Here is a 22,023-nt window from a genome sequence, read left to right on the forward strand (position 1 = left end):
GATCAGATCATGCTCAAAAGGATAGAGTCATGAGCACCGTTGCGCCTGCTGTTGAACCCGTCGGTCCCGCGCGGACGTCAGGGTTCGTCGCGCTGCTCGACCAGACCCGCTACGTGCTCGGCGAGAACAAGGTCACCGGTTTTGCCTTCGCGCTGCTGGTCGTGATCCTCCTTGCCGCGATCTTCGGCCCCTATGTAGTGCCGTATGACCCGCTTGCGTCCGACACCGCGGCGTCGCTGAAGCCGCCATCGGCCGCGCATTGGTTCGGCACCGACCAATTGGGCCGAGACATCTTCAGTCGCGTCGTGGTGGCGACGCGGCTCGATACGTTCATCGCGGTCGCCTCCGTCGCGCTGGTGTTCCTGATGGGCGGGCTCGCCGGCATCGCAGCCGGCTATTTCGGCGGCTGGACCGACCGCATCGTCGGCCGCATCGCCGACACCATCATGGCGTTCCCGTTGTTCGTGCTGGCGATGGGCATCGTCGCAGCGCTGGGCAACACCGTGCAGAACATCATCCTGGCCACCGCCATCGTGAACTTCCCGCTCTATGCCCGCGTCGCGCGCGCCGAAGCCAATGTCCGCCGCAACGCCGGCTTCGTGCAGGCCGCGCGTCTGTCCGGCAACGGCGAATTCCGCATTCTCCTCGTGCATATCCTGCCGAACATCATGCCGATCATGATCGTGCAGATGTCGCTGACCATGGGTTACGCCATCCTCAATGCCGCCGGTCTCTCGTTCATCGGCCTCGGTGTCCGTCCGCCGACGGCGGAATGGGGCATCATGGTCGCCGAAGGTGCCGGCTTCATGGTGTCAGGCGAATGGTGGATCGCGCTATTCCCGGGCCTCGCTTTGATGATCGCCGTGTTCTGCTTCAACCTCCTCGGCGACGGCCTGCGCGACATCGTCGACCCCCAGCGGAGGACGTGATGGCTGGTTTATGCGCGAATTTCCGCTCAAAATTCTCCAATAAAATCAATCCCGTTCTACTGTGCATGGGGTTGTTTTCGATGTTTTTGTTTGGGAGGCATCCATGACCGCCCAGCCTCTGCTCGACGTCCAGGACCTCACCGTCGAATTCACCACCCGCCGCGGCATCGTGAAAGCGGTGCAGCACGTCAACATTTCCGTCGCCAAGGGCGAGACGCTCGCCATTGTCGGCGAGTCCGGCTCCGGCAAGTCGGTGACCTCCTATGCCGTGATGCGCATCCTCGACCGTGCGGGGCGGATCGCCGAGGGCTCGGTGATGTTCTCCGGCATCGACGTCAAGGCCGCGACCGAAGACCAGATGCGCGATCTGCGCGGTCGCGAAGTCTCGATGATCTTCCAGAATCCGCGCGCCGCGCTCAACCCGATCCGGAAGGTCGGCGACCAGATCGAGGATGTGCTGCGCACCCATGTGCAGCAGGCCATGGTTTCGGACCGCGGCGAGAAGGCGATCGAGGCGCTGGAACAGGTCAAGATCGCCCGCCCGCGCGAGCGCTATCACGCCTATCCGTTCGAATTGTCCGGCGGCATGTGCCAGCGCGTCGTCATCGCGCTCGCGCTCGCCTGCAATCCCCAGCTGCTGATCGCGGACGAGCCGACGACCGGATTGGACGTCACCACGCAGAAGGCTGTGATGGATCTGATCGTCGAGCTGACCAAGCGCAAGGCGATGTCCACCATCCTGATCACGCACGACCTCGGCTTGGCCGCCGCCTATTGCGACCGCGTCGTGGTGATGGAAAAGGGCCGGGTGGTCGAGACCGCGAAAGCCGCCGACATCTTCGCCAATCCGCAGCACCCCTACACGAAGAAGCTGATGCGCGCGACGCCCAGGCTCGGCGTGAGCCTGCGGGATCTGTTGCCGGAGGAGGAGGGCGCAGCTGTCGTGGCCGGGCCTGACCCGGCCATCCATCAGGCTTCGCAAGACGAGGCCAAGAAGGACGGGCAGCCCCTTCTCCTGATCGACAAGCTGGTCAAGGAATATCCCCGTCAGGGCGCCACGGCCACGCTCGGCAAATTGTTCGGCCGCAAGCCGCCGGTGGAGCCGGATGTGTTCCGCGCGGTCGACGGCATCAGCTTCTCGGTCGGTCACGGCGAGAGCGTCGGCCTGGTCGGCGAGTCCGGCTGCGGCAAATCGACCACCTCGATGATGGTGATGCGGCTCCTGGACCAGACCTCGGGCCTGATCCAGTTCGACGGCGAGGACATCGGCGCCATCGCGCCCGCCGGCTTTGCCCGGCTGCCGCAGCGCAGCCGCATCCAGATGGTGTTCCAGGATCCGACCGACAGCCTCAACCCGCGCTTCACCGCCGTGCGCGCCATCGCCGATCCCATCATGCAGCTCGGCGACATCAGGGGGCGCGACGCGCTCCGCGCCCGCTGCGAGGAGCTCGCCACCATGGTGGGCCTGCCGCACGATCTGCTGGATCGCTTCCCGCACCAATTGTCGGGGGGCCAGAAGGCCCGCGTCGGCATCGCCCGCGCCATCGCCCTGCACCCGAAACTCGTCATCCTGGACGAGCCGACCGCCGCGCTCGACGTTTCGGTCCAGGCGGTGGTCCTCAATCTGCTCCAGGACCTCAAGGCGCGGCTAGGTATGAGTTATCTGTTCGTCTCGCATGATTTGAACGTAGTGCGCTTGTTGTGCGATCGTGTCATTGTCATGCGGTCGGGTCGAATCGTCGAGGAAGGCTCTTCCGAGCGGGTCTTGAGCGATCCGCAGGACGACTACACCAAGGAGCTGCTGACGGCGATCCCGCATCCGCCGCTGCAGACCCTGGGCGCACACTGAGAGCTTGTTTGGGAGCGTGATGGCCGAACCGCTGGACGATTATATCGACGCTGTCACGAAAGCGTTGGCGTTGCCCGTCGAGGAAGCATGGAGGTCGTCCATTCGCTCCAATCTCGAGGTTTCGCTGCGGCTTGGCCGCCTCGTCGACGAATTCGCGCTGCCGGACGACGCCGAGCCCGCGCCCGTGTTCACGGTCTGACGCCGCCATGACGACCAAGCCAGAGATGACGGCCTCCGATATCGCGAGCGCGGTTGCGGGCCGCAAGATGTCCGCGCTCGACGCGACCGAAGCAGCGCTTGCGCGCATCAAGCAGCACGACACCATCCTCAACGCCTTCACCGACATCACCGCCGATCGCGCCCGTGCCAAAGCGCGCGCGATCGATGCCGATATCGCTGCCGGCAAGGCCGTCGGTCCATTGGCCGGCGTGCCCTTCGCGGTCAAGAATTTGTTCGACGTCGCAGGCCTCGCCACGCGCGCAGGCTCGAAGATCAACCGCGACCGCGTGCCCGCCACGCGCGATGCCACGCTGATCGAGCGCATGGAAGCGGCCGGCGCCGTGCTGGTCGGTGCGCTCAACATGGGCGAATACGCCTACGACTTCACCGGCGAGAACGTCCATGACGGTCCCTCGCGCAATCCGCATGACACGACGCGGATGAGCGGCGGCTCCTCCGGCGGTTCGGGCAGCGCCGTCGGCGGCGCGCTGGTGCCGATCGCGCTCGGCTCCGACACCAACGGTTCGATCCGCGTGCCGTCTTCGTTCTGCGGCATCTTCGGCCTGAAGCCCACCTATGGCCGGCTCTCGCGCGCGCGCTCTTTCCCGTTCGTCGCGAGCCTCGATCATCTCGGCCCGTTCGCGCGCTCCGCCACCGATCTCGCGCTGGCCTATGACGCGATGCAGGGACCGGATGCGGACGATGCCGCCTGCACCACCACACGTGGTCTGGAGCCGACGTTGCCGCTGCTTGCCAATCCGGTTTCGGACCTGCGCATCGCGATCGCCGGCGGCTACTTCCAGCAGAATCTGTTTCCGGAAGCCGTCGAAGCCGTCAGCCGTGTCGCCAAGGCGCTGGGCGCAACGCGCGTGGTGGATGTGCCCGAAGCCGCGCGCGCCCGTGCGGCGGCATATGTCATCACCACCACCGAGGGCGCCTCGCTGCATCTCGATCGGCTGCGCAAGCGGCCGAACGATTTCGATGCCGCCGTGCGCGACCGGCTGATCGCGGGCGCCATGGTGCCGGCGCCACTGGTCGACCGCGCGCAGAAATTCCGCCGCTGGTATCGCGCGCAACTCGCGGAGATTTTCAAATCCGTCGACGTGCTGATCGCGCCCGCGACGCCATGCACGGCGCCAAAACTCGGCCAGGTCGATTTCAATCTTGGCGGCGTCGAGCTGCCGGTGCGCGCCAATATCGGCATCCACACCCAGCCGATCTCCTTCATCGGCTTGCCTGTGGTCGCCGTGCCGGTGCCGCTCGAGCCGCTGCCGATCGGCGTGCAGATCATCGCCGCGCCATGGCGCGAGGACATCGCGCTGCGCGTCGCGTACGCGTTGGAGAAGATGGGCGTTGCCGCCGCGCCCTGCCCAAAAGGATTTTGAGATGGAGATCGATCTCCCCGACGTGATCGCGGACGTCAAAGCCGCGTTCGAGCGCTATGAGCAGGCCCTGATCACCAACGACGTCGCGGTGCTCGGCGAGCTCTTTCGCAACGATCCCCGCACGCTGCGCTATGGCATCGGCGAGAACCTCTACGGCTATGAAGCGATCTCCGGCTTTCGCGCCGGGCGCTCGCCGGTCGGCCTCAACCGCCGCACTGCGAAAACCGTGATCACGAGCTATGGCCGCGACACCGCTGTCGCCTCCACCCTGTTCTATCGCGACACGATGCCGGGCAAGGTCGGCCGGCAGATGCAGACCTGGGTAAAATTCCCGGAGGGCTGGCGCGTCGTCGCCGCCCATGTCAGCATCATCGACGAGTCGAAAGAGACCTGACCGTATGACGCTTGACGATCTTCCGCCCGGAACGCTGCCGGCCGAACCGGCGGTGCCGCGTGTCGACCGGGCGTCGCCATCAGTGCACAAGGTCACGCGCGCCGAGGAATTGCGCCTGCAACTCGCCGACGAGATCGTGCGCGGAGCTCTGCCGCCCGGCGCGCCGCTTGACGAGACCGACATCGCGCGCCGCTTCAGCGTTTCGCGCACGCCGGTGCGGGAAGCGTTGCGCCAACTCGTGGCAAGCGGCCTCGTCGAAGCGCGCGCCCATCGCGGCGCGGTCGTAGCGCAGCCTTCGTTCGAACGGCTGACGGGCATGTTCGAGGCGATGGCGGAACTGGAAGCACTGTGCGCGGGTCTTGCCGCTGAACGCATGTCGGCTGCCGAGCGCCACGGCCTGGAAGCCATCCACGAAGAGCTGCGGGTGCTGAGCTATGCCGGCAATCCCGACCGCTTCCACGAAGTCAATGAGCGCTTCCACAATGCGATCTATGCGGGATCGCAGAACGGTTACATCGCCGAGATCACGCTGGCGACGCGCGTGCGCGTGCAGCCGTTTCGCCGCGCCCAGTTCCGCAACCTCGGCCGCCTCGCCAAGTCGCAAGCCGAGCACGACCGCGTCGTCGTCGCCATCATGCGCGGCGACAAGCAGGGCGCCGCCGCCGCGATGCGTGCGCATATCGAGCTGGTGCGCGGGGAGTACGAGATCTACGCGGTGTCTGTTTAAGGCTTGACTGGCCGTGTCCCGGACGCGGCGCAGCGCCTCTTCGGCGCTGCTCCGCAGAGCCGGGACCCATCTATCCGTCTTGCAAGCTGCCGCATGGGTCCCGGTTCAGCAGCGCACCACTGCGTGATGCGCTGCGCCCGGGACACGAGAATGCCTACGCCGTTGCGGCCTCCGCCATATACTTCCGCCAGCCGCCATAGGCGGTGATATCTCGCGCGTCGCTCAGCACTTCGGGCTCGACCAGAAATCCCTTCACGCTGCGGCCATCGGCGAGCCGCACCGTGCCGATCGCCATCGGCGCAGGAATCGCGTTGACGAACTTGCCGAAGGCGGACGACGACAGCGACCAGATCTCCAGCTCGATCGACGCGCCCTTGCCGGCTTCGACGCGCAGCATGCCCGGCTTCGGCGGCGTGGTCTTCAATGCGTAGAGCTTGTAGTCCGCCGCGGTCCTGGTCGCCTCGATCAGCTGGCCGTTCAGCGCTTTCAGCTCGCCGTTCAGCGCCATGCCGGACAGATGCGCGCCGACCACGGCGATGGGAATGTCGTCGATGCCGCTTGCGGCAAGCGGCGCCAGCGCGGGTTGCGCCACGCCCTTTGCGCCAAGCGTTAGTTTGGTATCGGCGTGGAACACGCGGCCGATGCTCGCGAGCAGCGCGTCGTGGCCGGTGGGCGCAAGGAGCGTGATGCCGAACGGAATGCCGTCGGCGCGCATCGCCACCGGCACCGCGAGACCGCAGAGGTCGAGCAGATTGACGAAGTTGGTATAGGTGCCGAGCCGGCTGTTGAGCTCGATCGGATTGGCCAGCACCTGCGCGGCCGTATAGGCCGTCGGCGCCGTCGGCAGCACCAGCGCGTCGATATTTGTGAAGGTGCGTTCGGCGATCTTGCGCAGGCCCTGCAAGCGATAGAGCGCGGAGAAGGTATCCGCCGCCGTCAGCCGCGCACCCGCTACGGTGATCTCGCGCGTCACGGGATGGATCGCATCCGGCGCGGACGCCAGCAGGTCGCGGATCACGAGATAGCGCTCGGCGACCCAGGGTCCTTCATAGAGCAGCCGCGCCGTCTCGTAGAACGGCTCGAGGTCGAATTCGACGAGCGTTGCGCCAAGCGCGGTCCAGCGCTTCAAGGCATCGGCGTAAGCCGCTTCCGCCTTCTTGTCGCCGAAGAAGATCAGCTGTCCGCCGCGCGGCACGCCGAGGCGCAGGTTTGCCGGGAGCGGGGTGATCGCGCCAAGCGGCCGGTCGCGCGAGAACGGATCGGCCTGATCGGGACCTGCCATCACCGACAGTGCGAGCGCGGCGTCGTCGACCGTCAAAGCGAATACCGAGATGCAGTCGAGCGTCCGGCAGGCCGGCACCAGGCCAGCGGTCGAGATCATGCCGAGGCTCGGCTTGAGACCAACGATGTTGTTGAGCATCGCCGGCACGCGGCCGCTGCCGGCGGTGTCGGTGCCGAGCGACAGCGGCACCAGCCCGGCGCCGACGGCGGTCGCCGATCCCGAGCTCGAGCCGCCGGGAATGAGGTCATCGCGGATCGCGTTTCTGGGGATGCCGTAGGGCGAGCGCACGCCGACAAGGCCGGTCGCGAACTGGTCGAGATTGGTCTTGCCGATGATGATGGCGCCGGCGGCGCGCAGCCGCCCAACCGCGGTCGAATCATGTGTCGGGAGGTATGAGAAGGCCGGGCACGCCGCGGTGGTCGGAAATCCCAGCGCGTCGATATTGTCCTTCACCACGACCGGCACGCCGTAGAGCGGCAGGCTGGCTGCATCGGCACGCGTGGCGAGCTTCTCGGCTTCCGTGATCGCGTCCCTTTCGTCGCGCAGGCTGATGAAGACGGCGGGATCGTTGTGGTCGCGGATGCGCTGATAGGTGCGCGCGACCGTCTGCGCCGGTGTGAGCGTGCCCGCGCGATGCGCGGCCACGATCGCGGCGATCGTTTCAGGCTGCTCAGCCCCCATTTCAGCCCTCATGGCGACAAACTCCGGCTACGTCTCTTCACCCGGATCGAAGCAAGCGATGTGCCATTGTGTACAGAATCCGGGCAGGAGAAGTGCTCCGGATATTATCGAGAGATCAGTGGCTTGTGGGATAATTCGAGGATCAACCGGGCCGACACGTCCGCGCCCCGTCGGGGGCATTTGCACAAGTATTAGGCAGCTTGGATCAGGTGAAGTCAGCCAGGATTCGCAGCAGCCGCTCCCGGTTCTGCTTGCCGATCCTCTCCTCGACATGCCGCTCGTGCTCCGCGGCGAGGCGCTTGAATTTTGCCAGCGCCGTCTTGCCCAGCTGCGTGAGGTGAAGGGCGTGGGAGCGCCGGTCCGCCTTCGACTTGACGCGTTCGACCAGATCGCGCTGCTCGAGGCTGTCGAGCAGATGCACCAGCCGCGCGCGCTCGATGCCGAGGCGCTTGGCCACCGCCATCTGCGACAGGCCGGGATTGGCGCCGATCACCGTCAGCACCGAATATTGCGTCGGCCGGATCTCGACATCGCCGAGCGTTTTGACGAAGTCCTGGAAAATCCAGATCTGGAAGCGCCGCACCGCATAGCCGGCGTGCCCGACCAGGGCGTCGAGGCCGATCTCGTCCGCGTCGATCCGCCGCGCGGCGCCGTTGCCGGCGCGTTTGCGTCGAGAAGTCCGGGCTGCAGTGGCTGTCACGTCGCGTCTCCTGCGGGATCATTGTTGTAGCGTCTTCGCCGCGCCAGCGGAAGATTGTTGTTGACGACAACAATTGGCATGCCCAACATTATGGCCAACGCGGTCCGCGACGAGGCCGCGGCCGATCCCGGCTTCCGGGCGAGGAGGAAACCATGACAGCCGCCCCTCGCGGTGATGCTTCGAGCCTGTTCGCGACACCCAGAACCGTTGCCGAGCATCGCGCCGACGGCAGCATCGTGCTGCGCTCGCCCGAGCCCTTGCGCGATGGCGCGCGTTGCGTCGGCGACTGGCTGGAGCAATGGGCGCGGCAGAGGCCCGATGCGATTTTCCTCGCGGAGCGCGGCAGTGCCGAAGCGCCATGGACCACCGTCACCTATGCGCAGGCGCTGCGCCAGGTGCGCGCGGCAGCGTCCTGGATTCTGGCGCAAGGTCTCAGTCCGAAGCGCCCCCTCGCGATCCTCTCCGACAACAGCATCGATCATGCGCTGCTGGCACTTGCGGCCCAGCATGTCGGCGTGCCCTCGGCAGCGATCTCGCCGGCCTATTCGCTGATGTCAAAGGATTTCGACAAGCTCAAGAGCATGATCGCGCTGCTCAAGCCCGCCGCGATCTATGTCTCCGCGACGAGGCCGTTTGCGGCGGCGCTGGCCGCGATCAAGTCGCTGCATAACGCGCGGATCATCAGCGGCAATGCAGACGATGCCGATGCGCTGGCCTTTCGCACCATCGCGGCAACGCCGGAGAGCCCCGACGTCGCAAAGGCCTTCGCCGCGGTGACGCCCGCGACGATCGCAAAGCTCCTGTTCACTTCGGGCTCGACAGGCACGCCGAAAGCCGTGATCAATACCCAGCGCATGCTGACCTCGAGCCAGCAGGCCAAGGCGCAGACCTGGACGTTTCTCGAGCAGACTGGCCGCGATCTCGTCATTCTCGACTGGCTGCCCTGGAGCCACACGTTCGGCGCCAACCACAATTTCAATCTCGTGCTTCGCAATGGCGGCTCGCTCTATATCGACGGCGGCAAGCCGGCGCCCGGTCTGTTTGCGATGTCACTCGCCAATCTCAGAAGTGTGATGCCGACGGTCTATTTCAACGTGCCGCGCGGCTTCGACATGTTGATTGCGGCGTTGCGCGGCGACGAGGAACTGCGCCGCCGCTTCTTCAGCGAGGTGAAATTCGTGTTCTACGCCGGTGCAGCGCTGCCGCAGAATCTGTGGGACGCGCTCGAAGAGCTTTCCGTCAAGACCGTTGGCCGCGCGATGCCGATGGTCTCGGCGTGGGGCTCGACCGAGACGTCGCCGCTGGCCACCGACTGCCATTTCCTCGCGGAGCGCTCGGGCAATATCGGCGTGCCCATACCGGGCACCGAACTGAAGCTCGTCACCTCCGGCGACAAGCTGGAGGTGCGCGTGCGCGGCCCCAACGTCACGCCGGGCTACTGGAAGGCGCCGGAGCTGACCAGGCAGGCTTTTGACGACGAGGGCTTTTATCTCATCGGTGACGCCGTGAAATTCGCCGATGCGAAGCGGCCCGAGCGCGGCCTGTTCTTCGACGGCCGCGTCGCGGAGGATTTCAAGCTCAATTCCGGCACCTGGGTCAGTGTCGGCACGCTGCGCCTCGCCGGCATCGCCGCGCTGGCGCCGCTCGCGCAGGACATCGTCGTCACCGGCCATGGCGGCGACGAGGTGCGCTTTCTGGTGTTTCCGAACATCGCCGCGTGCCGCGCGCATGCCGGCCTGCCCGAGACGGTCGACGTGAATGCCGTGCTCGCGCATGACGATATCAGAGCCGCGATCGTGCAGGGGCTGGCGACACTGAAGCAACAGGGCCCCAACTCCTCCGGCCATGCCACGCGCGCCCTGCTGCTTGCCGAGCCGCCGTCGGTGGACGGCGGCGAGATCACCGACAAGGGCTACATCAACCAGCGCGCGGTGCTGACGCGGCGCGCCGATGCCCTGGCGCGGTTGGATGACGATGTCTCGGGTGAGTGGATCGGTTGCGGCAGTTAGCCCGTCCACGCCCGCGCTAGCTGCTCTCGTGCCCCGGACGCAGCGCAGCACGCAGTGATGCGCTGCAGAGCCGGGGCCCATCTCGCTTAATACGCGCGGTCGCATGGATCCCGGCTCTGCGCAGCAGCGTTTCACGCTGCAGCGCGTCCGGGACACGAGAGTTGGGCAAGCCTAAATACGCCAGCCAACCTGCCGCATTATGCTGCATGATTCTTTTGTTGCCTCGGCAACTAATTTATGCGAACCGTTCCAGACAAGGATGACGGCGGAAGGAACCGCCGCGTCGGATCGGAGGAAGCAATGCTCGGCAGAGAGGGCGCCGCGGGCGAATGCCGGCGCATGCCTGGAAATGACAGAGGTCGGCGCCCGCTGCGTGGCCCGTCAGGTCTCGGTGCTGCCGGTCACTGCGCCGAGATTCTCGTGCAGACGGCGCAACAGGTCGATCAGCATCTCGCGCTCGTCCTTGTCCAGACAAGACAACAGGCGCCGTTCGCGCTCGAATGCCGCGACGATCACCTTGTCATGGATGGCGCGGCCCTTCGACGTCAGCGAGATCGAATGGGTGCGCCCGTCGTTGGGATCGGTGCGGATCGAGATCAGCGCCCGCTTTTCCAGGCCGGCCAGCGTCCGGCTCACCGGGCCCTTGTCGAAACCGATGACGTGGCAGATGCGCGAGGCGGGAATGCCGGGCTCGATCGCCAGCAGCGACATGATCCGCCATTCCGTGACGTTGACGCCGAACTGCCGCTGATAGAACGCGGTGGCGCTGTTCGAGAGCTTGTTGGCGATGAAGGTGATGAACGCGGGGACGTAGCGATCGAGATCGAGGGTCGGTCCCGTCTCGGTGGACGCAGGTTTTTGGCGGGCTCTGGTCGAAGACGGCGGCATATCGGGATTCTGTCTCGCGGCGTGTCTGGAGACCTAAGAGTAAGCGCCGCCCTTTCACAAGATCAAAATGAGGGAGGACTTCAATGAGCGCTTCCAGCTCCCCGGAAATCAGCGGTTCGTCGGCCGTCCCGCATCTCGACGTCGATCCCTTCGACATGAATTTTTTCGCCGATCCCTATCCCACGCATGAGCTGCTGCGGGAGGCGGGACCTGTCGTCTATCTCGACAAGTGGAACGTCTATGGCGTGGCGCGCTATGCCGAGGTTCATGCCGTGCTGAACGACCCCGGGACGTTCTGCTCCAGCCGCGGCGTCGGCCTCTCCGACTTCAAGAAGGAGACGCCGTGGCGGCCGCCGAGCCTGATCCTCGAAGCCGATCCGCCCGCGCACACCCGCACCCGCTCCGTGCTCTCGAAGGTGCTGTCGCCGACGGTGATGAAGGGGCTCCGCGACCGCTTTGCTGCCGCAGCGGAAGAGCGTGTGGACGCGCTGCTGGAGAAGCGCAGCTTCGATGCCATCACGGATCTCGCCGAGGCCTATCCGCTGTCGATCTTCCCGGATGCGCTCGGGCTGAAGCCGGAGGGCCGCGAACATCTGATCCCCTATGCCAGTGTCGTGTTCAATGCCTTCGGCCCGCCGAACGAGCTGCGCCAGGAAGCGATCGCGCGTTCGGCGCCGCACCAGGCTTACGTCACCGATCAGTGCCAGCGGGACAACCTCACGCCCGGCGGCATCGGCGCCTGCATCCACGCCCATGTCGACGAGGGTGCCATCACCGCCACCGAAGCGCCGCTGCTGGTGCGTTCGCTGCTGTCGGCGGGCCTCGACACCACCGTCAACGGCATCGGTGCAGCGGTCTACTGTCTCGCGCGCTTCCCGGAGCAGTGGCAGCGCCTGCGCGACGATTTCACGCTGGCGCGCAACGCTTTCGAGGAGGCCGTTCGTTTTGAAAGCCCGGTGCAGACCTTCTTCCGCACGACAACGCGCGAGGTCGAACTGTCAGGCGCGACCATCGGTGAGGGCGAGAAGGTGTTGATGTTTCTGGCGGCTGCCAATCGCGATCCGCGGCGCTGGGACAGGCCGGACAGCTACGACATCACCCGCCGCACGTCCGGCCATGTTGGTTATGGCTCAGGTATTCACATGTGCGTCGGCCAGCTGGTCGCGCGGCTCGAAGGCGAGACAATGCTCGCGGCGCTGGCCCGCCGGATCGCGAAGATCGAGATCACGGGCAAGCCACAGCGCCGCTTCAACAACACGCTGCGCGGGCTCGACAGCCTGCCTGTGAGCATCACGCCGGCCTGACGCTGGCGGCATCGAAAGCAACAAATACGACAGGGGAGGGAAGAATGAAGAACTTGAAGTGGACGCTTGCGCTGGCCGCGAGCTTGATTGGCGGCGTGGCAAATGCCGAGATCTCGGACAACGTCGTGCGTGTCGGCGTTCTCAACGACATCTCCGGCATCTTCCAGGATACCAACGGCATGGGCTCGGTCGAGGCCGCGCGCATGGCCGCCGAGGATTTCAACGGCGGCGGCAAAGGCATCAAGGTCGAGATCGTCTATGCCGATCACCAGAACAAGGCCGACGTCGGCAATGCCATCGCGCGCAAATGGCTCGATGTCGAAGGCGTCGACGCCATCGTCGACGTGCCGAACTCGGCCGTTGGCCTCTCCATCAACACGCTGCTGCGCGACAGCCGCATGACGTTCCTGGCGTCGTCCACCGCGAGCTCCGATCTCACCGGCAAGGCCTGCTCGCCCAACACCATCCAATGGGTCAACGACGCTTGGGCGACCGGCAACACCACGGCAGCCGCGATGATGTCGCGCGGCGGCAAGGACTGGTATTTCCTCACGGTCGACTACGCGCTCGGCAAGGGCATCGAGGCGGAAGCCCAGAAATACATCGAGGCGCATGGCGGCAAGGTGTTGGGCTCGAGCAAGCATCCGCTCGGCACGTCCGACTTCGCGTCCTTCCTGTTGCAGGCGCAGGGCTCGAAGGCGCAGGTGATAGGGCTCGCCAATGCCGGCGGCGACACCATCAACGCGGTGAAGCAGGCTGCCGAGTTCGGGATCCAGCAGGGCGGACAGAAGCTCGTCGCCTTCCTGCTCTTCATCAACGACGTCCACGGCATGGGCATCAAGGTCGCGCAAGGGCTTCAGCTCATGGAGGCCTTCTACTGGGACATGAACGACGACACCCGCGCCTTCGCCAAGCGGTTCGCCGCGCGGCCCGGGATGAACGGCAAGATGCCGAGCGGCAACCAGGCCGGGGTCTATGCCTCCACACTCGCCTATCTCAACGCGGTCGCCGCGACCGGCAGCGACAATGCCAAGGACGCCGTGCCCGAGATGAAGAAGTTCAAGGGCAAGGACAAGTTGTTCGGCGACACCGCGATCCGCCAGGACGGCCGCGTCGTGCATCCGATGTATCTGTTCGAGGTGAAGAAGCCGGAGGAGTCGAAATATCCGTACGACTATTACAAGCTGGTCTCGACGATCTCGGCGGAGCAGGCGTTTCGACCGCTGGCGGAAGGTGGGTGCCAGTTGGTGAAGTAGGACTAGAGTTTCCGCGGGCGCTGCTGCACCCTCTCCCCTTGCGGGAGAGGGTGGCCTCCCGAAAGCGAAGCCAGGTGAGGGGCTCTCTCCTCGCGCACAATCTCACGCGCTGAGACAGACCCCTCATCCGGCGCCATAGCCGATGCGAAGCATCGGCGTTTTCAAGAACGGCGGCCGAAGGCCGCCTATGACACCTTCTCCCGCAAGGGGAGAAGGAAGAAAAAGCTACACCACCTTGCTCGATCCCTGCGTGATCAGCCGGGCTGCGCGCTGGTCGCGGGCGTAGATCCAGAGCCAGCTCAGCGCCACGCTGAGGCGGTGGCGCAAGCCGATCAGGAAGTAGATGTGGGCGATGCCCCAGATCCACCACGCGATGGTGCCGCGCAGCTTGATGCGGCCGAAATCGATCACCGCGAGTCGTTTGCCGATCTGGGCGAGGCTGCCGGAGTGCTTGTAACGGAACGGGCCGGTCGGCTCCTGGCGCAGCCGCGCCTTGATGGTCTCGGCGACGTGACGGCCCTGCTGCTTGGCGGCCGGCGCGATACCGGGCACAGGCTTGCCGTCCCAGGCGTTAATCAGAACGGTGTCGCCGATTGCAAAGATTTCGGGATGACCGGGGATGGTGAGATCGGCCTCCACTTGCACGCGCCCGGCGCGATCGGCCGGTGCGCCCAGCCATTCTGCCGCGGGCGAGGCGCGCACGCCGGCGGCCCAGATTCGTGTCTTGGCTTCGAGCAGCTTGCCGCCGAACACCACGCCCTCGCGATTGATCTCGGTGACGGCCTGTCCGAGCACGACCTCGACGCCGATCTTCTCCAGCGAGGCCTGCGCGTAGGCCGAGAGGTCGTCGGGAAAGCCTGCCAGCACGCGAGGACCCGCCTCGATCAGCACCACGCGCGCCTTGTTGGTGTCGATGTTGCGGAAGTCGGCTGGCAAGGTGTGGTGCGCCATCTCGGCGATTGTCCCCGCGAGCTCCACGCCCGTTGGACCGGCGCCGACGATGACGAAGGTCAGCCGCGCCGCGCGCTTGGCCGGATCGGTCTCGCGCTCGGCGTGCTCGAACGCCACCAGGATGTGACGCCGCAGCGTCGTTGCGTCCTCCAGCGTCTTCAGGCCCGGCGCGAACTGCTCCCATTCGTCGTGGCCGAAATAGGCGTGCCGTGCGCCGGTGGCGAGCACCAGCGTGTCGTAAGGCACCTCGCTGCCGTCGTCGATCAGCACGCAGCGCCTGTCGGCATCGACGCCGCTGACGGTCGCAAACAGCGTCGTCACATCGCGCCGGTCGCGCATCAGGTGGCGGACCGGCCAGGCGATCTCGCTGGTGGCGAGCGAGGCGGTCGCGACCTGGTAGAGCAGCGGCTGGAACAGATGATGGTTGCGGCGGTCGATCAGCGTGATCTCGACCGGGCTGCCGGCGAGCCGGTAGGTCGTCTCCAGCCCGCCGAAACCGGCTCCGACGATGACGACGCGATGCGGTGTCGTGGTCATGATGCGCCCCTCCAAATCTCGCGGTACTATCCTCATCTAAACGCTGATCAGGCGCGGCGGTCCAATAGCCGTCATCAATCGCTGCATAGGCCAAGGGCATCGAGTGTATCGCTGTCCCGCGAAAAAGCGCCGCAGCCTCCGTCTAAGTAAGTAGAATTATATTTCTTGCTATCGCCGTTCGGGGCGAAATATGATGCAGGGCCGGCGCCGAGCCATTGGCGGCGCGACAGATTTTGCGTTCAATAGAGATGACCCGGGGCGGCAATCACCCCGCTCCCGGGCGTAATAATATGGAGGGGAGTGGTTATGAGAACGGCATTCTGGCTGGCGGGCGCGGCTGCGCTGGTGCTGGCAGGCCCGGCATCCGCCGGCGACACCATCAAGATCGGCTTCGTTTCGACCTTCAGCGGCCCGACCGCCGTGATCGGCAACGACATGCGCAACTCCTTCGAGCTCGCGCTCGATCACATCGGCCGCAAGATGGACGGCAAGCCGGTCGAGGTGATCTACGAGGACGACGGGCAGAAGCCCGACGTCGGCAAGCAGAAGACCGAGAAGCTGGTGCAGTCCGACAAGGTCGACTTCATCGTCGGCTACATCTGGTCGAACGTACTGCTGGCCTCGCTCAAGACCGCCGTGGATTCGCAGACCTTCCTGATCTCGGCCAATGCCGGTCCGTCGCAGCTCGCGGGCGAGCTCTGCTCGCCCTACGTGTTCTCGACCTCGTGGCAGAACGACCAGACGCCGGCCGCGATGGGTCTCTACATGAACCAGAAGGGCGTCAAGAGCGTGTTCCTGATCGGCCCGAACTACGCCGCCGGCAAGGACATGCTCGCGGGCGTGAAGAGCACGTTCAAGGGCGAGGTCAAGGGCGAGGAATACACGGTCTGGCCGAGCCAGCTCGACTTCTCCGCCGAGCTCTCCAAGGCGCGGGCCTCGGGCGCCGAGTCGATCTTCGTGTTCTATCCGGGTGCAGCCGGCGTGCAGTTCCTCAACCAATATGCGCAGGCCGGGCTGAAGAGCACGATGCCGCTCTACACGGCCTTCACCGTCGACGAGCTGTCGCTGCCGCTGCAAAAGGAGAACGCGCTCGGCGTTCCCGGCGCGCAGGAATGGGTGAATGATCTGCCCAATGAGCAGAACAAGCGCTTCGTCGCCGACTATCGCAAGAAGTACCCCGGGCTGCGCCCGACCTATTACGGCGCGCAAGCCTATGATGCGGCCCAGCTCGTCAACAGCGCCGTGGTCGCGGTGAAGGGCGACACCAGCAAGAAGGACGCGATGAAGGCCGAGATGGAGAAGGCCAACTTCAAATCGCTGCGCGGCCCCTTCAAGTACGGCAAGAATCACATCCCGGTGCAGAACTTCTACCTGCAGGACGTGGTCAAGGATGGCGAAGGCCAGCTCTCGCTGAAGACGGTCGCGACCATCGTCGAAAACGATCAGGATCGCTTTCACGACAAATGCGCGATGAAGTGAGCTGATTGCTTCTCCCTCTCCCCGTCCCTACGGGGGGAGGGGTTCTCAGCTCTCTCTTTCGTCATTGCGAGCGTAGCGAAGCAATCCAGAATCTTTCCGCGGAGGAATTCTGGATTGCTTCGTCGCAAGGGCTCCTCGCAATGACGGCGTGGAGAGATTCTACACCCGCGGCATGCTCGCAGGCCGCACTTCGCGCGCCTGCGCCGCAAGCCGAATCCCGGCATTGGCCGCGCCGAAGCCCTGATAATCCCGTCGCTCCACGATCTCGAAGAAGAACCGCTCGTCGAAGATGTGGGTATAGACCTGGAAGAACTCCCCGTCGCCTTCGCGGTCGTAGAGAATGTGGTTGGCGCGCAGCTGCGTCATAAGCTCGGGTGCGAGGTCGTATTTGGCTTCGATGTCGTCGTAGTAATTGTCCGGGATATCCAAAAAATCCGCGCCGCGCTTGCGCATCTCCGCGACCGCCGCAAAAATGTCCCGGCACGTGAATGCGACGTGCTGCACGCCCGAGCCGAAAAACTCCGAGATGAAGCGGGCCGGCAGCGTGCGGTTGGCGGATGAGCCGTTGAGCACGAAGCGCAGGCTCTGGTCGCCGTTGATGACGGCCTGACTCTGCACGAGGCCTCTGGGATCGGCGATCTCCATCTGCGGCAGCCGCTCGAGGTCGAGGATGCCGGTGTAGAACAGCAGCCACGACAGCATCTCGTCATAGGGCATCGACTGCGCGATGTGATCGACGGCCAGCAGGGCGTCCGCGCGAGCGTCGCTCGGGACTTGTTCGAAATCCGTGTCCCAATTCTTGCCGGCCTGATCGAGGAAATACAGCAGGCTGCCGCCGACGCCGTGAATTGCGGGAATCTCGAGCTCGCCCGGTCCGACCGGCTGGTAGAAGGTGCGCGCTTTCAGTGTCTCGGCGCGCTGCATGACGAGGCCGGCATTGTCGACGTCGAGCGCGATGGCGCAGACGCCGGGGCCATGCGTCACGTAGTGCGAATGCGCAAAGCCGTCGGTCTCGGAGTTGACGACGAGCTCGACCTTGCCCTGCGACCAGCGCTCCACCGCCTTGCTGCGATGCTTGCCGGTCTTGCGGAAACCGAGCTGCGCAAGCAGGCGGGCGAGTTCGCCGGCCTTGGTCTCGTTGACGGCAAACTCGATGAATCCCGTGCCTCCACTTTTGGGCTTGGGCGCCAAGGGTTCGCTGACGAGCTTTGGCCAATCCGGTGCAAGCTGGTCCTCCAGCAGGATCAGCGAACGCAGGCCGTCGACCGCGGTCTGCACGGCCGAGCCGGCGCGAAACTGGTCGTTGAAGATCTCCAGCGACAGCGGCCCGGCATAGCCGGTCGCCGCGATCGCCGCCATGAACTCGCCGACCGGCAGATCGCCCTGGCCGGGGAAGGAGCGGAAGTGCCGGCTCCAGGAGAGGATGTCCAGCTCGAGCTTCGGCGCATCCGCAAGCTGGACCAGGAAGATCTTGTCGCCGGGGATCGAGGCCATCGCGCGGACCGGAAAGCCGGGGGCCAGCGCATGAAAGCTGTCGAGAATGATGCCGATCGCGGGGTGATCGGCGCGCCGCACGATTTCCCATGCATCGCGGTAATCATTGACGTGACGTCCCCAGGCCAATGCCTCGTAGCCGACGCGCAAAGACCGTTTGGCCGCGCGCTCGCCAAGCTCGCGAAAATCATCCGCGGCGCGGTCGATGCCGCCGAGCGCGGCCGGCGACACGTTGGAGCAGATCAGCAGCAGATCGGTGCCGAGCTCCTGCATCAGGTCGAACTTGCGTTCGGCACGGGCAAAGTTGCGCGAACGCTGCGGCTCCGGCATGCCCTCGAAATCACGGAACGGCTGAAACGCGCAAATCTCGAGATTGAGGTCCCCGCAGAGCTTTGCGATGTCGCGCGGGCCTGCGCCGAACGACAGCAGATCGTTCTCGAAAATCTCGACGGCGTCGAAGCCTGCAGACGCGATGGCGCGGAGCTTTTCGTCGAGAGCGCCGGAGAGAGAGACCGTTGCGATCGAGCGTTTGGTCATGCTGCGTTGTCCTCCATCGCGCCGCCGAGGAACAATTGTCCGATGCGGGGATCATTCAAAATGCGCTTCGCACCGTCGACCATGCGGGTCTGGCCGAGTTCGAGCACGATGCCGATGTCGGAAATCTCCAGCGCCGAGCGTGCGTTCTGCTCGATCATCAGAATGGTGACGCCGCGGTCGCGCAAGCTCTTCAGGATGTCGAAAGTCTGCTGCACCATCAGCGGCGACAGGCCGATCGAGGGCTCGTCGATCAGCACGAGCTTCGGTTCGAGCAGCAGCGAGCGCGCAATTTCGAGCTGCTTCTGCTCGCCGCCCGATAGCGTGGAGGCCTGCTGCGTCGATTTCCGCCGCAGCGCCGGGAACAGGTCGAGCGCAGCCTCGATCCGGCTCTGCAGGTCGATGCCCTTGCCCGCGGAAACGCCGCCAAGCTCGACGTTGTGGCGCACCGACAGTTCGGGAAAGATGTTGCGGCCCTGCGGCACGTAGCAGATGCCGGCATTGAGCAGCGCGCGCTGGCTCAAACCGGTGACGTCGCGGCCTGCGAAATTGATCCTGCCCTCGCGCAGCTTGAGCAGGCCGAAGATCGCCTTGAACACGGTGGACTTGCCGGCGCCGTTCGGGCCGATGATGGTGGTGATGGTGGCCTGCGGCACGGCAAAGGTGGTGCCGTTCAGGATGGTCATCTTGCCGTAGCCGCCGACGAGATTGTGAACCGAGAGGATCGGATCGCTCATGGCTGGTTCCTCAATGTCCGAGATAGGCTTCGATCACGCCAGGGTCCTTGCGGACCTCGTCGGGCCGTCCCATTGCCAGCACCTTGCCTTCCGCCATCACCATCACGCGCGAGCACAGCGACATCACGAATTCCATGTTGTGCTCGATCACGACGAAGGTGGCGTTCTTCTCGCGGTTGATCGCCACCAGCCGCTCCTTCAGGTCCGTCAACATCGACGGGTTGACGCCGCCAGCGGGCTCGTCGAGCAGCACCAGGCGCGGCCCGCCCATGAAGGCCATGGCGGCGTCGAGCAGTTTTTGCTGGCCGTAGGACAGCCCGCCGGCCGGCTCGTCGGCGAGATGATCGAGCTTGAAAAAGCCGATCATCTGGTTGGCGGCCTCCGTCAGACCGGCGTCGGAGCGGCCGACCAGGCGCGAGGCCATGCTGCCCTGGTGCTCCTGTCCCGCGAGGATCAGGTTCTCGCGCACCGAGAGTTTTGGGAACACCTGCAGGAGCTGGAAGGTGCGGCTGACCCCGAGCTTGTTGAGCTCGGCGGGTCGCAAGCCCGTGACGACCTTGCCGTCGAGCTTGACCTCGCCGCCGCTCGGCGTGAGCTGGCCGAGGATGCAGTTGAACAGGGTCGACTTGCCGCAGCCGTTCGGGCCGATCAGGCCGAGGATCTCGCCCTCGTGGACGTCAAAAGAGACGCCGCCGACGGCGCTGATGCCGCCAAAATTCTTCTTGATGTCGGTGACTTCGAGGACCGCGCTCATTGCACCGTCTCCAGCCGGGACTTTGCGACGGCGCGCTGGGCGGAGGCCGCCTTGGTTCGCCGCTCGGCGAGATAGCGGTCGAGGATTCCCAAAATGCCGGTCGGCGACCAGATCAGCAGCCCCATCACCGCGATCGCGTAGAGCATCAGATAATAGCCCTCGGTGAAGCGCAGCCATTCCGGCAACAGCACGGCGATCATCGCGCCCAGGAACGGACCCAGGAAGAACCCGGCGCCGCCGACGATCACCATCATCAGGAGGTCGAGCGAGAGCGACAGGTTGAACGGCACGGGATCGATATATTGCGTCAGCGGCGCATAGAGCGCGCCGGCGACGCCACCGATCGCGGAGCCGATCGCGAACGCCATCAGCGTATAGCGTCGCGTGTCGACGCCCAGCGACTGCGCCCGCAGCGGGTTTTCGCGCATCGCCATGAAGGCGCGGCCCCAGGGCGAGCGGATCAGCCACCACACCGCGAGCGACACGATCGCGAGCGAGCCGAGACAGACATAGTAGAACGGCAGCGGCTTGTTGGTGGCGATGCCGAAGATGTGCGGACGCGGAATGTTGGAGATGCCGTAGATGCCGCCGGTGAGCCAGCTCTCGTTGCGAAATACCAGGAAGGCCAGCGTGGAGAAGGCAAGCGTGACGAAGGCGAGGTAGTGGTGCTGCACCCGCAGCGCGGGATAGCCGAGTATCCAGCCGACCGCGAAGCTCAAGGCGATCGCGACGACGATCGCCGCCGGCAGCGGCCAGCCATGCGTGGTCATGATCGCCGCGGCGTAAGCGCCGATGCCGACGAAGGCGCCCTGCGCCAGCGAGACCTGGCCGGCATAGCCGAGCGTGAGGTTGAGGCCCATCGCGGCGATGGCCATCACCGCCCACTGGCTCAGGATGAACAGGCCATAGCGGTTGAAGTTCATGGGGACGACGATCAGCGCAGCGACGACGGTGAGGCCGAACGCGATCTTGAGAGGTTTGGCGAAGCCGCTCATACGGTGCGCTCCTCGGCGCGGCCGAGCAGGCCCTGCGGCCGGAACAGGATGACGGCGATCAGGAAGATCATCGGCACGGCGGCGCGGTACTGCGTCGAGACATAGGCGGCCGCGAGATTGTCGAGCACGCCGATCAGGAGGCCGCCTGCGATTGCGCCGCGCACCTGGTTGAACCCGCCGACGATCGCGGCGATGAAGGCGGCCTGGCCCAGCACCTCGCCGGACGTGAATTTCGCGAGGTAGATCGGCGTGATCAACAGCGACGCGAGAGCGACCAGGAACGCGTTGATCAGGAAGGTCAGGAGAATCATGCGCTCGACAGGGACGCCGATGATGCGCGCCACCGTCGGGTTCTGCGCCGCCGCCTGCATCTGGTGGCCGAGCGAGGTGCGGTTGAGAAGCGCAGTCAAGCCGAAGACGGCAAGGATGGCGAGGACGAGGACGCCGATGCTTTGCAGCGAGACGGCATGGCCGAGGATAGAGACGTCGCCGGTCGGCACGATCGAGGGGAAGGGTGAGGCTTCGGCGCTGAAGAACTGTTTTACAGCCTCCTTGAGGCCGATCGCGAGCGCCATGGTCGCGATCGCGAGCGGCAGCACGCCATGGCGCATCATCGGATCCACCAGCAGCATCTTGAAGGCGAGGCCGAGCAGGAGCATCGAGAGCAGGATGCCGAGGATGATCGCGAGCCAGAACGGCGCGCCGGCATGCATCGCCGCGAGCATCAGGAACGCCGGCAGCATCACGAACTCGCCCTGCGCGAAATTGATGGTCTGCGAGGTCTGCCATAGCAGCGTGAAGCCGACCGCGACCAGCGCATAGATCGCGCCGGTGGCAAGTCCAGCGACCAGAAGATCGAACAGATTGGACATTTTCCCTCTCTCTCTTCTCCCTCTCCCCGCTTGCGGGGAGAGGGTCG

At 65.3% G+C, this 22,023-nt stretch carries 19 protein-coding genes; 10 read left to right on the plus strand and 9 right to left on the minus strand.

Annotation, left to right across the window (positions count from 1 at the left end):
* The first annotated feature begins 29 nt into the window (after nt 1-29).
* The 6 genes from AC0L2F_RS22865 (at nt 30) to AC0L2F_RS22890 (ending at nt 5,503) form a co-directional block, all read left to right on the plus strand.
* Nucleotides 30-929 carry an ABC transporter permease gene (locus AC0L2F_RS22865; RefSeq protein WP_473249933.1) on the plus strand — a complete coding sequence of 300 codons (900 nt, stop codon included), beginning with the start codon at nt 30-32 and terminating at the stop codon, nt 927-929.
* Between the two features lie 103 nt (nt 930-1,032).
* Nucleotides 1,033-2,778: a dipeptide ABC transporter ATP-binding protein gene (locus AC0L2F_RS22870; RefSeq protein WP_473249934.1), complete on the plus strand. Its 1,746-nt coding sequence runs from the start codon at nt 1,033-1,035 to the stop codon at nt 2,776-2,778.
* 19 nt (nt 2,779-2,797) lie between these two features.
* Complete coding sequence (locus AC0L2F_RS22875) at nt 2,798-2,977, plus strand: DUF4089 domain-containing protein (RefSeq protein WP_473249936.1); 180 nt, start codon at nt 2,798-2,800, stop codon at nt 2,975-2,977.
* A 7-nt stretch (nt 2,978-2,984) separates the two neighbouring features.
* Nucleotides 2,985-4,382, plus strand: a complete 1,398-nt coding sequence (locus tag AC0L2F_RS22880) for an AtzE family amidohydrolase (protein ID WP_473249937.1) — start codon at nt 2,985-2,987, stop codon at nt 4,380-4,382.
* 1 nt (nt 4,383) lies between these two features.
* On the plus strand, nt 4,384-4,776 hold the full coding sequence (gene hpxZ, locus AC0L2F_RS22885; RefSeq protein WP_007615793.1) for an oxalurate catabolism protein HpxZ: 393 nt from the start codon (nt 4,384-4,386) through the stop codon (nt 4,774-4,776).
* A 4-nt stretch (nt 4,777-4,780) separates the two neighbouring features.
* Complete coding sequence (locus AC0L2F_RS22890) at nt 4,781-5,503, plus strand: GntR family transcriptional regulator (RefSeq protein WP_007615791.1); 723 nt, start codon at nt 4,781-4,783, stop codon at nt 5,501-5,503.
* Nucleotides 5,504-5,657: 154 nt separating this feature from the next.
* Here the strand turns inward: AC0L2F_RS22890 and atzF are convergent, their stop codons facing one another.
* Nucleotides 5,658-7,466 carry an allophanate hydrolase gene (gene atzF, locus AC0L2F_RS22895; RefSeq protein WP_473249966.1) on the minus strand — a complete coding sequence of 603 codons (1,809 nt, stop codon included), beginning with the start codon at nt 7,464-7,466 and terminating at the stop codon, nt 5,658-5,660.
* Nucleotides 7,467-7,671: 205 nt separating this feature from the next.
* Complete coding sequence (locus tag AC0L2F_RS22900; RefSeq protein ID WP_007615786.1) at nt 7,672-8,166, minus strand: MarR family winged helix-turn-helix transcriptional regulator; 495 nt, start codon at nt 8,164-8,166, stop codon at nt 7,672-7,674.
* 152 nt (nt 8,167-8,318) lie between these two features.
* On the opposite strand from AC0L2F_RS22900, the gene AC0L2F_RS22905 reads away from it, so the two are divergent.
* Nucleotides 8,319-10,175, plus strand: coding sequence for a feruloyl-CoA synthase (locus AC0L2F_RS22905; protein ID WP_473249938.1), 1,857 nt, complete (start codon nt 8,319-8,321; stop codon nt 10,173-10,175).
* A gap of 381 nt (nt 10,176-10,556) precedes the next feature.
* Here the strand turns inward: AC0L2F_RS22905 and AC0L2F_RS22910 are convergent, their stop codons facing one another.
* A complete protein-coding gene (locus tag AC0L2F_RS22910) occupies nt 10,557-11,063 on the minus strand; it encodes a MarR family winged helix-turn-helix transcriptional regulator (RefSeq protein WP_473249939.1) in 507 nt (168 codons plus the stop codon).
* 83 nt (nt 11,064-11,146) lie between these two features.
* Here AC0L2F_RS22910 and AC0L2F_RS22915 point away from each other — a divergent pair, with 83 nt between their 5' ends.
* Nucleotides 11,147-12,367 carry a cytochrome P450 gene (locus tag AC0L2F_RS22915; RefSeq protein WP_473249940.1) on the plus strand — a complete coding sequence of 407 codons (1,221 nt, stop codon included), beginning with the start codon at nt 11,147-11,149 and terminating at the stop codon, nt 12,365-12,367.
* A gap of 44 nt (nt 12,368-12,411) precedes the next feature.
* On the plus strand, nt 12,412-13,623 hold the full coding sequence (locus AC0L2F_RS22920) for an ABC transporter substrate-binding protein (RefSeq protein WP_473249941.1): 1,212 nt from the start codon (nt 12,412-12,414) through the stop codon (nt 13,621-13,623).
* Nucleotides 13,624-13,848: 225 nt separating this feature from the next.
* On the opposite strand, the gene AC0L2F_RS22925 is transcribed toward AC0L2F_RS22920, so the two are convergent.
* A complete protein-coding gene (locus AC0L2F_RS22925) occupies nt 13,849-15,111 on the minus strand; it encodes an NAD(P)/FAD-dependent oxidoreductase (protein ID WP_473249942.1) in 1,263 nt (420 codons plus the stop codon).
* A 306-nt stretch (nt 15,112-15,417) separates the two neighbouring features.
* Here AC0L2F_RS22925 and AC0L2F_RS22930 point away from each other — a divergent pair, with 306 nt between their 5' ends.
* Nucleotides 15,418-16,590: an ABC transporter substrate-binding protein gene (locus tag AC0L2F_RS22930; protein WP_473249943.1), complete on the plus strand. Its 1,173-nt coding sequence runs from the start codon at nt 15,418-15,420 to the stop codon at nt 16,588-16,590.
* Between the two features lie 159 nt (nt 16,591-16,749).
* On the opposite strand, the gene AC0L2F_RS22935 is transcribed toward AC0L2F_RS22930, so the two are convergent.
* From AC0L2F_RS22935 to AC0L2F_RS22955, 5 genes are read right to left on the minus strand one after another with little or no spacing between them, the layout of a single operon-like run.
* Nucleotides 16,750-18,621, minus strand: a complete 1,872-nt coding sequence (locus tag AC0L2F_RS22935; protein WP_473249944.1) for a bifunctional sugar phosphate isomerase/epimerase/4-hydroxyphenylpyruvate dioxygenase family protein — start codon at nt 18,619-18,621, stop codon at nt 16,750-16,752.
* Entirely contained in the window at nt 18,618-19,355 is a 738-nt protein-coding gene (locus AC0L2F_RS22940) for an ABC transporter ATP-binding protein (protein ID WP_473249945.1), read from the minus strand. The genes AC0L2F_RS22935 and AC0L2F_RS22940 overlap by 4 nt, the downstream gene beginning before the upstream one ends.
* Nucleotides 19,356-19,365: 10 nt before the next feature.
* A complete protein-coding gene (locus tag AC0L2F_RS22945; RefSeq protein WP_473249946.1) occupies nt 19,366-20,109 on the minus strand; it encodes an ABC transporter ATP-binding protein in 744 nt (247 codons plus the stop codon).
* Nucleotides 20,106-21,104: a branched-chain amino acid ABC transporter permease gene (locus tag AC0L2F_RS22950; protein WP_473249947.1), complete on the minus strand. Its 999-nt coding sequence runs from the start codon at nt 21,102-21,104 to the stop codon at nt 20,106-20,108. Before AC0L2F_RS22950 ends, AC0L2F_RS22945 begins: the two co-directional genes overlap by 4 nt.
* The gene (locus tag AC0L2F_RS22955; RefSeq protein WP_007615760.1) at nt 21,101-21,976 is read right to left on the minus strand and encodes a branched-chain amino acid ABC transporter permease; all 876 of its coding nucleotides are present in this window, start codon (nt 21,974-21,976) and stop codon (nt 21,101-21,103) included. The genes AC0L2F_RS22950 and AC0L2F_RS22955 overlap by 4 nt, the downstream gene beginning before the upstream one ends.
* Nucleotides 21,977-22,023 lie beyond the last annotated feature (47 nt).

Source organism: Bradyrhizobium sp. Ken64 (assembly GCF_055807555.1).